Origin of the sequence: Pseudoalteromonas sp. SR43-7 (genome assembly GCF_014163785.1) — a bacterium.
Lineage (GTDB): Bacteria > Pseudomonadota > Gammaproteobacteria > Enterobacterales > Alteromonadaceae > Pseudoalteromonas > Pseudoalteromonas distincta.
The window spans coordinates 18335-30706 of sequence record NZ_JACJDY010000007.1; the positions used below are offsets into that span (position 1 = coordinate 18335).

The 12372-nt window shown below is 37.9% G+C and carries 15 protein-coding genes and 2 tRNA genes; 10 read left to right on the forward strand and 7 right to left on the reverse strand.

All coding sequences use genetic code 11. From position 1 onward, the window contains the following. Position 1: 1 nt before the first annotated feature. Genes H5087_RS07110 through H5087_RS07140 form a run of 7 tightly spaced genes read right to left on the reverse strand, consistent with a single transcriptional unit; the run spans position 2 to position 3141 of the window. Entirely contained in the window at positions 2–439 is a 438-nt protein-coding gene (locus tag H5087_RS07110) for an NUDIX hydrolase (protein ID WP_182671576.1), read from the reverse strand. Beyond that, complete coding sequence (locus H5087_RS07115; protein WP_182671577.1) at positions 432–1118, reverse strand: pseudouridine synthase; 687 nt, start codon at positions 1116–1118, stop codon at positions 432–434. The genes H5087_RS07110 and H5087_RS07115 overlap by 8 nt, the downstream gene beginning before the upstream one ends. After that, positions 1118–1447 (reverse strand): TusE/DsrC/DsvC family sulfur relay protein, encoded by a 330-nt coding sequence (locus H5087_RS07120; protein WP_002962700.1) that lies wholly within the window; start codon positions 1445–1447, stop codon positions 1118–1120. The genes H5087_RS07115 and H5087_RS07120 overlap by 1 nt, the downstream gene beginning before the upstream one ends. A gap of 3 nt (positions 1448–1450) precedes the next feature. Further along, positions 1451–1717, reverse strand: a complete 267-nt coding sequence (locus tag H5087_RS07125) for a DsrH/TusB family sulfur metabolism protein (protein WP_002962698.1) — start codon at positions 1715–1717, stop codon at positions 1451–1453. After that, a complete protein-coding gene (locus H5087_RS07130) occupies positions 1714–2070 on the reverse strand; it encodes a DsrE family protein (protein WP_182671578.1) in 357 nt (118 codons plus the stop codon). Before H5087_RS07130 ends, H5087_RS07125 begins: the two co-directional genes overlap by 4 nt. Continuing rightward, positions 2067–2420 (reverse strand): sulfurtransferase complex subunit TusD, encoded by a 354-nt coding sequence (gene tusD / locus H5087_RS07135; protein WP_182671579.1) that lies wholly within the window; start codon positions 2418–2420, stop codon positions 2067–2069. Before tusD ends, H5087_RS07130 begins: the two co-directional genes overlap by 4 nt. Before the next feature lie 55 nt (positions 2421–2475). Beyond that, the gene (locus H5087_RS07140) at positions 2476–3141 is read right to left on the reverse strand and encodes a Bax inhibitor-1/YccA family protein (RefSeq protein WP_008133668.1); all 666 of its coding nucleotides are present in this window, start codon (positions 3139–3141) and stop codon (positions 2476–2478) included. Between the two features lie 251 nt (positions 3142–3392). Here H5087_RS07140 and H5087_RS07145 point away from each other — a divergent pair. From H5087_RS07145 to H5087_RS07190, 10 genes are all read left to right on the forward strand, one after another. Continuing rightward, positions 3393–3483 (forward strand) — tRNA-Ser (locus H5087_RS07145). An 81-nt stretch (positions 3484–3564) separates the two neighbouring features. After that, a tRNA-Ser gene (locus H5087_RS07150) sits at positions 3565–3655 on the forward strand. Positions 3656–3832: 177 nt separating this feature from the next. Next, the gene (locus tag H5087_RS07155; protein WP_182671580.1) at positions 3833–4213 is read left to right on the forward strand and encodes a hypothetical protein; all 381 of its coding nucleotides are present in this window, start codon (positions 3833–3835) and stop codon (positions 4211–4213) included. Positions 4214–4341: 128 nt separating this feature from the next. Further along, positions 4342–4800, forward strand: a complete 459-nt coding sequence (locus tag H5087_RS07160; protein WP_182671581.1) for a GAF domain-containing protein — start codon at positions 4342–4344, stop codon at positions 4798–4800. Next, a complete protein-coding gene (locus tag H5087_RS07165; protein ID WP_149592688.1) occupies positions 4800–5078 on the forward strand; it encodes a hypothetical protein in 279 nt (92 codons plus the stop codon). The genes H5087_RS07160 and H5087_RS07165 overlap by 1 nt, the downstream gene beginning before the upstream one ends. 15 nt (positions 5079–5093) lie before the next feature. Beyond that, positions 5094–5744 carry an RNA chaperone ProQ gene (gene proQ / locus H5087_RS07170; protein ID WP_002961909.1) on the forward strand — a complete coding sequence of 217 codons (651 nt, stop codon included), beginning with the start codon at positions 5094–5096 and terminating at the stop codon, positions 5742–5744. 26 nt (positions 5745–5770) lie between these two features. Next, the gene (gene prc / locus H5087_RS07175; RefSeq protein WP_182671582.1) at positions 5771–7795 is read left to right on the forward strand and encodes a carboxy terminal-processing peptidase; all 2025 of its coding nucleotides are present in this window, start codon (positions 5771–5773) and stop codon (positions 7793–7795) included. 181 nt (positions 7796–7976) lie between these two features. Next, the gene (gene nhaC / locus H5087_RS07180) at positions 7977–9440 is read left to right on the forward strand and encodes a Na+/H+ antiporter NhaC (RefSeq protein WP_002961908.1); all 1464 of its coding nucleotides are present in this window, start codon (positions 7977–7979) and stop codon (positions 9438–9440) included. 47 nt (positions 9441–9487) lie between these two features. Next, positions 9488–12082 (forward strand): aminopeptidase N, encoded by a 2595-nt coding sequence (gene pepN, locus H5087_RS07185; RefSeq protein ID WP_182671583.1) that lies wholly within the window; start codon positions 9488–9490, stop codon positions 12080–12082. Continuing rightward, entirely contained in the window at positions 12083–12304 is a 222-nt protein-coding gene (locus tag H5087_RS07190) for a DUF2835 family protein (protein ID WP_182671584.1), read from the forward strand. It begins immediately after the preceding gene. Positions 12305–12372: the final 68 nt, after the last annotated feature.

Sequence of the window (12372 nt, forward strand, 5' to 3'; positions counted from 1 at the left end):
ATCAATTATAAATAGTTTCTAAGCTTAACGGTGGTCGATTCAAGCTGTCATTAATGCACTTGAGCACTAAAGGGCTTCTAAGAGGTAATGATTTTATTTGCTCTAATGTATGCCAGCTAGCGCTAATGATGTCGGAATCCATTGGTGTTGGTGCTTTTATATTATTAGGCGCTTCAAATAAAAAGCAGAACCGTAAATAGTGCACTGCGTTATCAGCATGCAAATTATAAACACCTAAAAACCCAATAGGCTCAAGCGCTAAGCCGGTTTCTTCAAGTAGCTCTCTGCTTGCAGCTTGTGCAAGCGTCTCATTTTTCTCTAAATGACCCGCAGGTTGATTGTAACAAATTTGCTTTGTAAATTTATCGCGCTCTTTTACAAGTAAAAACTCATTTTGCTTTTTTACTATTGCTGCAACCGTAACATGCGGTTTATGCATCAACTACGCCCTTAATTACTTTGTATTCACCACAATTAATATCATCCAACGTATAGTTGCCAATACTGTAGCGAATAAGGCGAAGTGTAGGGTGGCCAATATGCGCGGTCATTCGACGAACTTGTCTATTTTTACCTTCATTAATGGTAATACTTAGCCAAGTAGTGGGGATTGCTTTTCGTTCACGTACAGGTGGATTACGAGCCCAAATTGTTGGTTCATCAATTATTTTAACGTTAGCGGGGAGTGTAAGCCCGTCTTTAAGTTCTACGCCATTACATAAATCATTAATTGATTCACTCGTTGGTTCACCCTCAACTTGTGCCCAGTAGGTTTTATTCGTTTTTTTATCAGGAGCAGTTAAGGAGTTTTGTAATTTTCCACAGTTTGTTAAAAGCAATAAACCTTCACTATCTCTGTCTAACCTTCCTGCTGCGTAAACTTCTTTAATAGGAATAAATTCAGCAAGCGTTTTTCTGTCTGCGTCATCTGTAAATTGGCATAGCACATCAAACGGTTTATTGAATAACACAATTTTTCTGTCTTTAGATGCTATTTGTGGCTTTATTTCTCTTTTACCTGAAGGCGTTTTATTAAGTGCACTGCGAGAATAAGTACGCCCAGTACTTCTTTTTGGCTTGGCTTGTGATGCTTGATTATTACCTGATTTAGCTCTCATTATATGCACCTAGCTGGTTTTGGTAATCCGGCAATTTTTGTTGCTTGCTTGGCTGGGCCTTTAGGAAATAATTTATATAAATAAAGGCTATTTCCTTTATCTTCACCGAGTGCTTTAGCCATTGCTTTTACAAGCATTCTAATTGCTGGACTGGTGTTATATTCAATGTAAAAATCACGAACAAAGTTAATAACTTCCCAGTGCTGCTCACTCAGTGTGATGTTTTCTTGAGTAGCAATTATAGGCGCCAGCTCCTTTGACCATAAAGTATGGTCGAGCAAGTAGCCTTGTTTGTCGGTTTCAATCTGTTGGTTGTTAAATTCAAGCATGAGTTACCACGTAATTGATTGATTAGTTGATAAAGTGATTGCCACAAAGTCTTCATAGCTAATTGCTTTATCGTTATCTGCTAATTTTATTGCACGTACTTGCGCGTCTTGTTCAAGTATTAACAGTGTATCTGCAAATTGCCTAAATTGTTTTTTTGCAAAGCAGGCATCACCAACAAGTAGTACCTTATCGCCTGATAAAATTAAATTCTCAAGCTGATTTGCCGAGTAATAGTTAAGCGGCTTTGAAAAAATATGTAACGTACTCATAGATTCACCACATGTTGCTGCGCTTTAATTAGTGTTTGTTGTTGACTAAAGTTAAGAGCTTTTGCCTCTATAAGTAAATCATGTTTATTTAAACCATAATCAAGCAATGATTTTTCACACACGAAAATATTTTCAACATCATAAATTTCGAGCGTTTTAATATTTTTAAAAAAGTCTTTTAAGCCAATAATGTTTGGTAGCTGATGCTTTTTTAAAGCCAAAACGGCGGGGCCGCTAAACAACCAACTTACATTTTGGTCAACAGCAGCAAATATCAATGTCATATCTAGTGCATCACGAATATTTAAATCGTCAAATGGGCTGCACTGACTCATTACTAATACGTTTATCATTTAAATTGCACCCATTTATCTGCGTCGCTTGCAAGCATTGCAAATTCAGCTAACCCTGCGACTTTAAATACACCTGTGTTTTTAATATCCAACCCGCGCTTTTGAGCTGCGGTAACACACAGCATTAAATTTAGTTCTTGATCAGCGAGTTGCTGCCAAAGTGCTGAAATTTGAAGTTCGTCTGAGGATAAATCAAAGTGGGTAGATGCATGATAAATACCTTGCTGGTATAAAAAAATAGCATCAATGGTGTGCCCTTGGGCTAAACATGCATTCGCAAATTTAACTATGCGTTGCGTGGTATCGTGATCGGATGGTGGTGTATGTAATGAAAGAACAAAGCGTGCCAAAACAATTCCAATAAAAAAGCCCCAATAAAGGGGCTATTTTAACAGAACTATTTAATTAGTCATCACTTGCGCCAAGTAGAGCAAGCAAAGAAGTAAATAAGTTATATACGCTTAGGTATAAAGACACTGTTGCACGAATGTAGTTAGTTTCACCACCGTTTATGATTCGGCTTGTATCAAATAAAATCAAACCAGACATAATCAGTACAACTGCTGCATTAAGCACCATAAACATCAATGAACTGCCAATAAAAATATTAACGATGCTTGCTACAATCACAACGATTAAGCCAACAGTTAAAAAGCCACCCATGAATGAGAAGTCTTTTTTAGTATTTAGTGCATAAGCAGATAAACCAAAAAAGATAAGCGCTGTAGAACCTAAGGCTTGCATAATAAGCATTGGGCCATTTGGTAATGCTGCATAATGGTTAAGCAATGGACCTAAGCCTGCCCCCATTAAACCTGTGAAAGCAAACACCCAAAATACACCAGATGCTGTATCTGCTTTTTTATTGACAACAAATAATAAACCGAACGAAACGAGTGTAAACACAATTCCCATAAAGTAAGGTAATTGTAGTGCCATTGAAATACCGGCTGTAACTGCACTAAATGCAAGTGTCATAGCTAGTAAAAAGTAGGTGTTTTTAAGTACCTTGTTTGTTTCAATGGTAGACATTACCGGTTTCGCGGTATTGTACGATTGATTAAACGCCATTGTAGAGCTCCTTTAAGTGAAACGTGTGTGTTTCGATAATTTAACTAAAATTAGATTACCAACTCTTATATGTTTGGGCAAACCTTTGTAGATCAATAGAGTTAAATATTTAAATAAAAGTATATTGACGGCTAAATTAAAAACACTTTGTTTTATCTTTAAACAAATTAATTGTTTTTTAAGCACTTAAACAATTAATTTAAAAAAAAGCTTCACAAAAGGGATGGGTTTCCCTATTATGCAGGCCGTGCGGAGAGATGGCAGAGTGGTCGAATGCACCGGTCTTGAAAACCGGCATGGGTTTATAGCCCATCTAGGGTTCAAATCCCTATCTCTCCACCACTTATTTATGAGTGTGTGGTAATTTATTTATCATTCATTTAAAAGTTATTAGTACACTCTTACTTTTAACTTAGCAGTATCGGAGAGATGGCAGAGTGGTCGAATGCACCGGTCTTGAAAACCGGCATGGGTTTATAGCCCATCTAGGGTTCAAATCCCTATCTCTCCACCATATAACAAAATAGCCCGCTAATTTGGCGGGTTTTTTTGTGCCTGTAAAATAAATAAGTGCAAATAGAAATTGTCCGTTTTGTCATCATAAATTACGACCATAGTCTCTGTTTCTAACCTTTAGATCTTGGTGCATGCTTTATACACAGAATTTAGATTTGTGTATTAAGGATTTTAAATGAAACATCAGCTAGCAAAAAGCGTAGGGCTTTCGTTATTATCGCCTATTATTGTAGGCAGTTTACTTGGTGTTTATTACTCTCTTACGCTTGAAGGCGAGTTTGTATCAATATTTCTTACCTTATTAATGACCGCTATATCAAATGCACACATAGTAGGCTTAACAATGGCTGCTTTTGTTGTGCCAGGGTATTTACTCATGTTTAAGTATTCTAAAGTTAATTATTCAGGGGTATTAACTCTTGGATTACTAGGCGGAGCGATATTTAGTTACTTATTAAGTGCCACAACTGGCGAGATATTTTTGATCAATAGTGTAATGTCAGCATTCGCTGCTGGGCTGTTTTTGTTTGGTCTTCGTAAAACAGCAAAAAAATAATCGCAGCATTATTAACCAAGCACACTGATAAACGGTGCGATTTCCTTTTTTTTACCTCCAAAAGGTTCCAATTTTTCACGACAAAGAGTACCTTTAGCTACTGTATGTTTAATAAGAAGTAGTTTGGTATGCAAAAGCACGATTTTTACCAGTCATTAGTTAAGCAAACGCAATCGCTGATAGCTGGTGAATCTAATGTAATTGCCAATATGGCAAATATAAGCGCGCTGTTATTTACCTCTTTAGAAGATGTAAATTGGGCGGGTTTTTACTTTATGGATTCTTCTACTGAATTAGTACTTGGCCCGTTTCAAGGCAACCCTGCATGCATCCGTATTCCAGTTGGAAAAGGGGTATGTGGAACTGCCGCTGCAAACGCAGAGACACAACTAATTGAAGATGTTCACGCTTTTGACGGGCATATAGCCTGCGATGCAGCGTCTAACTCTGAAGTGGTTGTACCTATCATGAAACATGGTAAAGTATTTGCAGTTTTAGACATTGATAGTCCAAGTATTGGCCGATTTGATGCTGACGATAAAGTGGGTCTAGAAGCATTAGTAAAATGCTTAGAGGCGAGCTTGTAATGAAAGATTTGCTAAATGTTCAAGACTACCTATTTGCTGTACAAGATGTCGGTGACTGGGAAGGCGATGAAGAACATGTAGCGGAAACGCTCAATGATTTGATTCATATTGCATGGGATCGTCTTCCAGATGATTCAGAATGTGAATTTATTGATGAAACAATTAATGGTATTTGGGAACACCTTCGAGGTGATATGGCTGTTATAGAAGCCGATTTCGAAGAGTTGGTCGACTGGGTAATACACTACGTCGATTCGTCCCTTGATGAAAAGATGTGAAAAATAGGTTCTAAAATGGAAACCACAAACAAGCTAAAAGATATTAATGAAGTGTTGGAATTTTTATATCAAGAATTTCCACAATGTTTTAAACAAAAAGATGGCATCAAGCCGCTTAAAGTCGGTATTTTTAAAGATATTGCTGAGCGTATTGAAGGGTCTGAAAAAGTAAGTAAGACTCAAGTTCGTCAAGCGCTTAGAAAATACACGTCTAACTGGCGTTATTTAGAAGCTGTGACTAAGTCAGAGTTTCGTATTGATCTTGATGGCAATCAAGGTGAAAAAGTTGAGCAAGAGCATATCGACCATGCGCAAAAAGCATTGGAAGAAAGCCGCGCTAAAATGGCTAAACGCAAAAAACAACAGCGTCCTCGCCAAGATTCTGATTCTAAATCTTTCAAGAAAAAACCAGCTCATGCTAGCAAACCAGGCGATAAAAACGCTCCTGCAGCTAACAAACCTGCTAAAGCAGCGCCGGCTAAGCGTTCAGGAAAAATTGAACCTTTGCCAGCAACTGAGGTCAAGGTTAATAATAAGGTTAAGGTTAAACTTGGCCAAGCACTTGTAAATGCAGTAATAACTGAAGTGAACAAAGATGATGTTCATGTTGAGTTAGTAACAGGTATGCAAGTTAAAACCAAAGCTGACAGCTTATACATTGTTTAAGTTGTAAATAAATTAAGGAGTTGTGTATGAGTAAAAAGTTTACGCTCATTCCGTTAGTTGCTGCCCTGTTTTCAGGTTCATTATTTGCTGCTGTAGAAGCCGTCACTATTGACGATTTACCTCAGCTCAAGCAAGAGAGTCAACATGGTACTGCTAGCAAACGAGTGGCTAGCTTATTTGCTCGTTCACACTATACACCGGTTCGATTTAACGATGAGCTTTCTAGTAAAGTGTACGATCGTTATATCGAATCCCTTGATTTTAATAAAAGCGTTTTCTTAGCCAGCGATATCGCCTCATTTGAGCAATATCGTGATGACTTTGATAACGCTATTACTACCGGTAAATTAGATTTTACGTTTGATATTTTTAACTTAAGTCTTAAACGCCGTTTTGAACGTTACGAGTATTCACTTACTCTGCTTGAAAAAGAGATGACGTTTGATAAAGAAGATAAATACTTTTTTGACCGTGAAGATTCAGCATGGCCTGCGTCACAAGCTGAGCTTGATGAAATTTGGCGTGAGCGTGTAAAGTACGACGCACTGCGTTTGAAAATGACGGGTAAAGATTGGGAAGGCATTAAAGAGGTGCTGACCAAACGCTACAAAAATGCAGAAAAACGTTTAGTACAATCAAATTCAGAAGATGCTTTTCAAATTGTTATGAATTCGCTAGCACGCAGCATTGAGGCGCATACGTCTTATTTATCGCCACGTCGTGCAGAGCAATTCAAAATGGATATGGACTTAGAGCTTGAGGGCATTGGTGCCGTATTAAGCCCTGATGAAGATTACACTGTTATTCGCAGCTTAGTGCCGGGAGGCCCTGCAGATAAAACAGATCAAATTAAAGCTGATGATCGCATTATTGGTGTTGCTCAAGATGGCGAAGAGTTTGTAGATGTAATTGGCTGGCGTTTAGATGACGTAGTTGATTTAATTAAAGGTCCTAAAGGGACTAAAGTACGTTTACAGTATTTAAAAGGTGTTGATGCTCACGGCGCTCCGAAAGTTGTAGAAATCACTCGCGATAAAATTCGACTTGAAGATAGAGCGGCTAAATCAGAAGTATTTGAAGCAAAATATTCTGATTTAACAAGTAAAATTGGGGTGATTGAAATTCCTGGCTTTTACAATAATCTTTCGAAAGATGTAAAAGTAGAACTTGCTAAGCTTAAAGAAGAAAAGGTTGATGGTATTATTATCGACTTGCGCCAAAATGGTGGTGGTTCATTATATGAAGCAACACAATTGTCAGGTTTATTTTTTGACCAAGGCCCAGTTGTTCAAATTCATACCTTAAATAACCGTATAGAAGAGCAAAAAGATCGTGATGGTATAACTTACTATGACGGCCCTTTAACTGTGTTAGTTGATCGTTACAGTGCATCTGCTTCTGAAATATTCGCAGCAGCAATGCAAGATTACGGTCGCGCTGTAATTATTGGTGAGCAAACATTTGGTAAGGGTACTGTACAGCAGCACAAAGGCTTAGGCCGTGCTTATGATTTATACGATAATGCGCTAGGTAGCGTTCAGTATACTATTGCTAAGTTTTATCGTATTAACGGTGGTAGCACGCAACATAAAGGTGTGATCCCTGATATTTCGTTTCCATCAGCAATTGATCCTGCAGAGTGGGGTGAGAGTAAGCAAGATAATGCACTTCCTTGGGACAGCATTGTTAAAGCGAAATATAAAAAACTAGGTAATTTAACCCCTATTATTACGTACCTTGAAAAACAACACGAAGTACGAATTAAATCAGAGCCAGAATTTGGTTATGTATTTAATGACATTACCTTATACAACGAAGAGAAAGACCGTAAAACTATCTCTTTAGTTGAAGCAGACCGTATTAAAGAAAAAGACGAAGGTGAAGCACGTGCACTTGTACGTACTAACGAACGTCTTAAGCGTTTAGGTAAAGATCCGGTAGAAAACTTAGACGATATACCAGAAGTAATTGAAGAGCTTGACCCATTTTTGGAAGAGGCTGCATTAATTACTCAAGATTATATAAATTATGGTCGTATAGCTAAGAAGTAATAACTGGTTTTACCTCTGTAAAAAAGGCGCATTGGCGCCTTTTTTACTACCTAAAATTTACTAAATTGTTATAATCTTCGATTACATAAAGTTGAGCTGAATTAATGACGCTCAATTAATGCGCTTTACGTGCTAAAAATAATAATTAAACACACAGCAAGTGTGTGTAGGAGTCTCTATTTTGAAGCCATTGGAAGATAAACCAATCAAACCCGCCTCGTTTTTTGATGCATTAATTCCTATCTCTGTATTAATCTGTTTACTTGGCGCGGCTGTATACTTATTCGGTGACAACTCTTCATCCGGTCCTAACCAAATAGCACTTTTATTTGCCACTTTTGCAGCGGCTTTAATTGGTCTTAAAAACGGTTACACATGGAAAAAATTAGAACAAGCTATGATCGAAGGCATAACGCTTTCACTTGGTGCGATTTTAATTTTACTTATGGTAGGTGCATTAATTGGTACTTGGCTACTTTCTGGGACTGTACCAACTCTAATTTATTATGGCTTACAAGTTATCAATCCAAGTTGGTTTTATGCAGCGAGTTGTTTAATTTGTGGCATTGTAGCAATGAGTATTGGTAGTTCTTGGACCACGGCTGCTACGATAGGTGTTGCTTTATTAGGTGTTGCTACGGGTCTTGGACTTGAGCAAACAGTAACCGCAGGTGCAGTTATATCTGGTGCATACTTTGGTGATAAGCTAAGCCCGCTGTCAGAAACAACCAATCTGGCACCAGCAGTTGTTGGCGCTGATTTGTTTGAGCATATTCAACATATGCTGTGGACGACAGTACCAAGTTTTGTAATTGCACTGATTATATTTATATTCATGGGGTTTAATGCAACAGCTTCAAGCGAAGCAGGGCGCATTGATGAAATAACGGCTATTTTACAGCAAAACTTTAATATTGGTTTTGAAATGCTCATTCCGTTAATTGTACTTTTAGTTTTAGCTATTAAAAAAATGCCAGCATTTCCTGCTATCTCAATTGGTGCTGTTGTGGGCGCTGTTTGGGCTATGTTGTTTCAGTCTGATCTAATTGCTAGCCAAATTGATGTTTCTCAAGGACAGCTAGTTGGCTACTTTAAACTTGTTTGGACTACTTTCTTTGATGGTTTTAGCATAAGTACCGGCGATGATAAGATGGATTCGTTACTCAGCGGTGGCGGTATGGCCGGTATGCTTACAACTACATGGCTGATTATGACTGCACTGATGTTTGGTGCCATTATGGAAAAAACAGGCCTTTTGGATATTTTCGTAAAAAGCATACTTAAAATAGCTAAAAGCACGGGGTCGTTAATTGCGGCGACAATAGCTACGTGTATAGGAACTAACGTAATAGCGGCCGATCAATATATAGCGATTGTTGTACCTGGACGTATGTTTAAAGATGAATACGAAAAACGTGGTTTGAAGCCTGTTAACTTATCTCGTACATTGGAAGATGGCGGTACAATTACTAGCCCACTAATTCCATGGAATACGTGTGGCGCATACATGCAAAGCGTTTTACTTATAAACCCTTTTGATTATGCACTCTACGCTTTCTTTAACTTAATTAACCCTGTTTTAGCGGTTGTTTATGCCTACTTAGGCATTAAAATTTTACGTATTAAGCCAAAACAATCTGCCTAATTTTAAGCAGCTCCTTTTAACTTAAAAGGAGCTGCTTTGGAGTATCTATGACTGAATCAAGTAAACCTCAAGCACAATATCTTAAAGACTACAAAGCTCCTGACTTTCTAATTGACCACACAGAGCTAACATTTGACCTACAACCTTTATCAACCAAAGTAAGCTCTTTACTAACACTTACCCGTGTTGGTGATAAAAAAGCACCTTTAGTGCTTGATGGTATTGATTTGCGTTTACTGTCTTTATCTGTTGATACAGTTGATATAACGGATTATGAAATTGTTGGTGAGCAGCTAATAATTAATAACCTACCGGATAGTTGCCAATTAAGTATTGTGACCGAGATATCACCTGAGACGAATACTTCTTTAGAAGGTTTATATTTATCGGGCGGTGCGTACTGCACACAGTGCGAAGCGCAGGGATTTAGAAAAATCACCTATTACATGGATCGCCCTGACGTACTTGCCACGTTTGATGTAACTATTATTGCCGATAAAAAGTATCTACAACTTCTTTCTAATGGTAATCAAGTAGATAGCGGTGAAACATCAGATGGTCGTCATTTTGTGAAATGGCAAGACCCATTTAAAAAGCCGAGCTATTTATTTGCACTTGTAGCGGGCGATTTTGATGTTTTAAAAGATACGTACACAACTAAAAGCGGCAAAGACGTAGAGTTAGCATTATTTGTTGATAAGGGTAATTTATCTAAAACACCTCATGCTATTGCTTCACTTAAAAAAGCAATGCAATGGGATGAAGAACGCTTTAATTTAGAGTATGACCTTGATATTTATATGATTGTAGCCGTCGATTTTTTCAACATGGGCGCGATGGAAAATAAAGGGCTAAACGTTTTTAATAGTAAATGTGTATTGGCCAATCAAGAAACAGCGACAGACAAAGACTACCATACGATTGAATCCATTGTAGGGCATGAGTACTTTCATAACTGGACAGGTAACCGAGTTACTTGTAGAGATTGGTTTCAGTTATCGCTAAAAGAAGGGTTAACCGTATTTAGAGACCAAGAGTTTAGTAGTGATTTAGGCTCTCGTGCACTTAACCGAATTGATGCAGTTAAAGTAATGCGTACGCATCAGTTTAGCGAAGATGCAGGCCCTATGGCGCATCCAATTCGTCCTGAAAAAGTTATTGAAATGAATAACTTTTATACTGTAACAGTATACGATAAAGGTGCTGAAGTTATCCGTATGATGCACACGTTACTGGGTGAAACTAATTTTCAAAAAGGAATGACACTTTACTTTGAGCGCCACGATGGGCAAGCAGTAACATGTGATGACTTTGTCAGTGCAATGAGCGATGCATCAGGTGTAAATTTAGAGCAATTTAAGCTGTGGTATAGTCAATCGGGTACCCCGCGCTTAAATGCAATACAACATTTTGATAGCAGTTCAAATACGTATACATTAACAATAGAACAAGCAGCACCGGACAATCAGCCATACAATAAACCACTTCATATACCTTTTGCTATTGAACTACTTGATGCGAATGGGGAAAGTATTGCTCTGCAATACAAAGGTAAAAAACTAGATCATGTGCTTGATGTAACAAGTACAACTCAAACATTTAGCTTTGATAATATCTTAGAAAAGCCTGTTGCGGCTTTACTCGAAGATTTTTCTGCACCTTGTATTTTAAATCAGCAAACAACAGAGCCCGAACTATTACATATTATGCGTTTTGCACGCAGTGATTTTGCACGTTGGGATGCACAACAGCAGCTATTTATTAAAGCGGTTAAGTCTCAGATTACCGACACAACTAATAGCATGTTAAGCAGCGAAACTATAAATGCGCTACGTGTACTTATAAATACCAAAGAGGGCGATTTAGCCTTAATCGCAGAGCTGTTTAAACTGCCAAGTTTTGATACATTAGCCGCTGAATTTGAAGTAATACCTGTTGATGAGATTATTGAAATAACAGAAAAGTTTGAGCAACAAATTGCTGACGAACTTGCTGATGAACTGCTTGCTTGTTACGAATCTCTTGAAGATGATGGCAGTATAAGTGCAAGCTCCGTTGCTAAGCGCGCTTTAAAACAAATATGCTTGCATTATTTGGCTAAAACTCAAAAGCCAGAGGCTGTAAGCTTTATTAAAGAAGCCGCAAATTCGACTAATATGACCAATGTACTTGGTGCACTAAGCGCAGTGGTAAAAGCATCCCACCCTATACAAGAAGAGCTTTTGAGTCATTTTGATAGTCAGTGGCGTCATGATGTTTTAGTGATGGATAAGTGGTTTGCACTTCAAGCTATGCAATCAGGCAATAATGCTATAGACAATATTAAGGCACTTTACGAACATCCGTGTTTTGACTTTTCAAACCCGAACCGTGTACGTGCACTTGTAGGAAGCTTTAGTCACTTTAATACCGCACAATTTCATCGCTCAGATGCCCAAGGTTATAAGCTATTAGGTGACTTGTTAATAAAACTTAATGCAATTAATCCACAAAATGCGTCTCGTATGCTAACACCGTTCATGTCATGGAAGCGTTACGATGATGTTCGCTCTCAAGCAATGAAACTGCAATTACAACGCTTAGCTAATCTAGATGGGCTAAGTGCTGATTTGTATGAAAAGGTTGAAAAAGCGCTCGCATAAATGATTGAGTATTATTTTACCTTAAGATTGAGCTATAACGAGTGCTTGGATTACTACCATGGCCGTTTTAGCTCTTTACAAGTTGTAGAAGATGGCGGTAAAACGATTCGTTTTGCTGCTACACATTTGAGGCCCTTCATCTCAAGTTTAGGTGTACGTGGTCGTTTTAGACTCTTATTAACCCCCGAAAACAAGTTTATCCGCCTAGAGCGAGTGGCCTGACACTCGGTTTTTATGTTATATATACATAAAAATATTGTATTTTTGTTAATTTCAATTTGTCCTATTGT

Excerpts from the sequence above, each read along its gene's own strand:
- H5087_RS07110 (WP_182671576.1), bottom strand. The coding sequence starts at position 439 with ATGCATAAACCGCATGTTACGGTTGCAGCAATAGTAAAAAAGCAAAAT.
- H5087_RS07115 (WP_182671577.1), bottom strand. The coding sequence starts at position 1,118 with ATGAGAGCTAAATCAGGTAATAATCAAGCATCACAAGCCAAGCCAAAA.
- H5087_RS07120 (WP_002962700.1), bottom strand. The coding sequence starts at position 1,447 with ATGCTTGAATTTAACAACCAACAGATTGAAACCGACAAACAAGGCTAC.
- H5087_RS07125 (WP_002962698.1), bottom strand. The coding sequence starts at position 1,717 with ATGAGTACGTTACATATTTTTTCAAAGCCGCTTAACTATTACTCGGCA.
- H5087_RS07130 (WP_182671578.1), bottom strand. The coding sequence starts at position 2,070 with ATGATAAACGTATTAGTAATGAGTCAGTGCAGCCCATTTGACGATTTA.
- H5087_RS07140 (WP_008133668.1), bottom strand. The coding sequence starts at position 3,141 with ATGGCGTTTAATCAATCGTACAATACCGCGAAACCGGTAATGTCTACC.
- H5087_RS07155 (WP_182671580.1), top strand. The coding sequence starts at position 3,833 with ATGAAACATCAGCTAGCAAAAAGCGTAGGGCTTTCGTTATTATCGCCT.
- H5087_RS07160 (WP_182671581.1), top strand. The coding sequence starts at position 4,342 with ATGCAAAAGCACGATTTTTACCAGTCATTAGTTAAGCAAACGCAATCG.
- H5087_RS07165 (WP_149592688.1), top strand. The coding sequence starts at position 4,800 with ATGAAAGATTTGCTAAATGTTCAAGACTACCTATTTGCTGTACAAGAT.
- proQ (WP_002961909.1), top strand. The coding sequence starts at position 5,094 with ATGGAAACCACAAACAAGCTAAAAGATATTAATGAAGTGTTGGAATTT.
- prc (WP_182671582.1), top strand. The coding sequence starts at position 5,771 with ATGAGTAAAAAGTTTACGCTCATTCCGTTAGTTGCTGCCCTGTTTTCA.
- pepN (WP_182671583.1), top strand. The coding sequence starts at position 9,488 with ATGACTGAATCAAGTAAACCTCAAGCACAATATCTTAAAGACTACAAA.
- H5087_RS07190 (WP_182671584.1), top strand. The coding sequence starts at position 12,083 with ATGATTGAGTATTATTTTACCTTAAGATTGAGCTATAACGAGTGCTTG.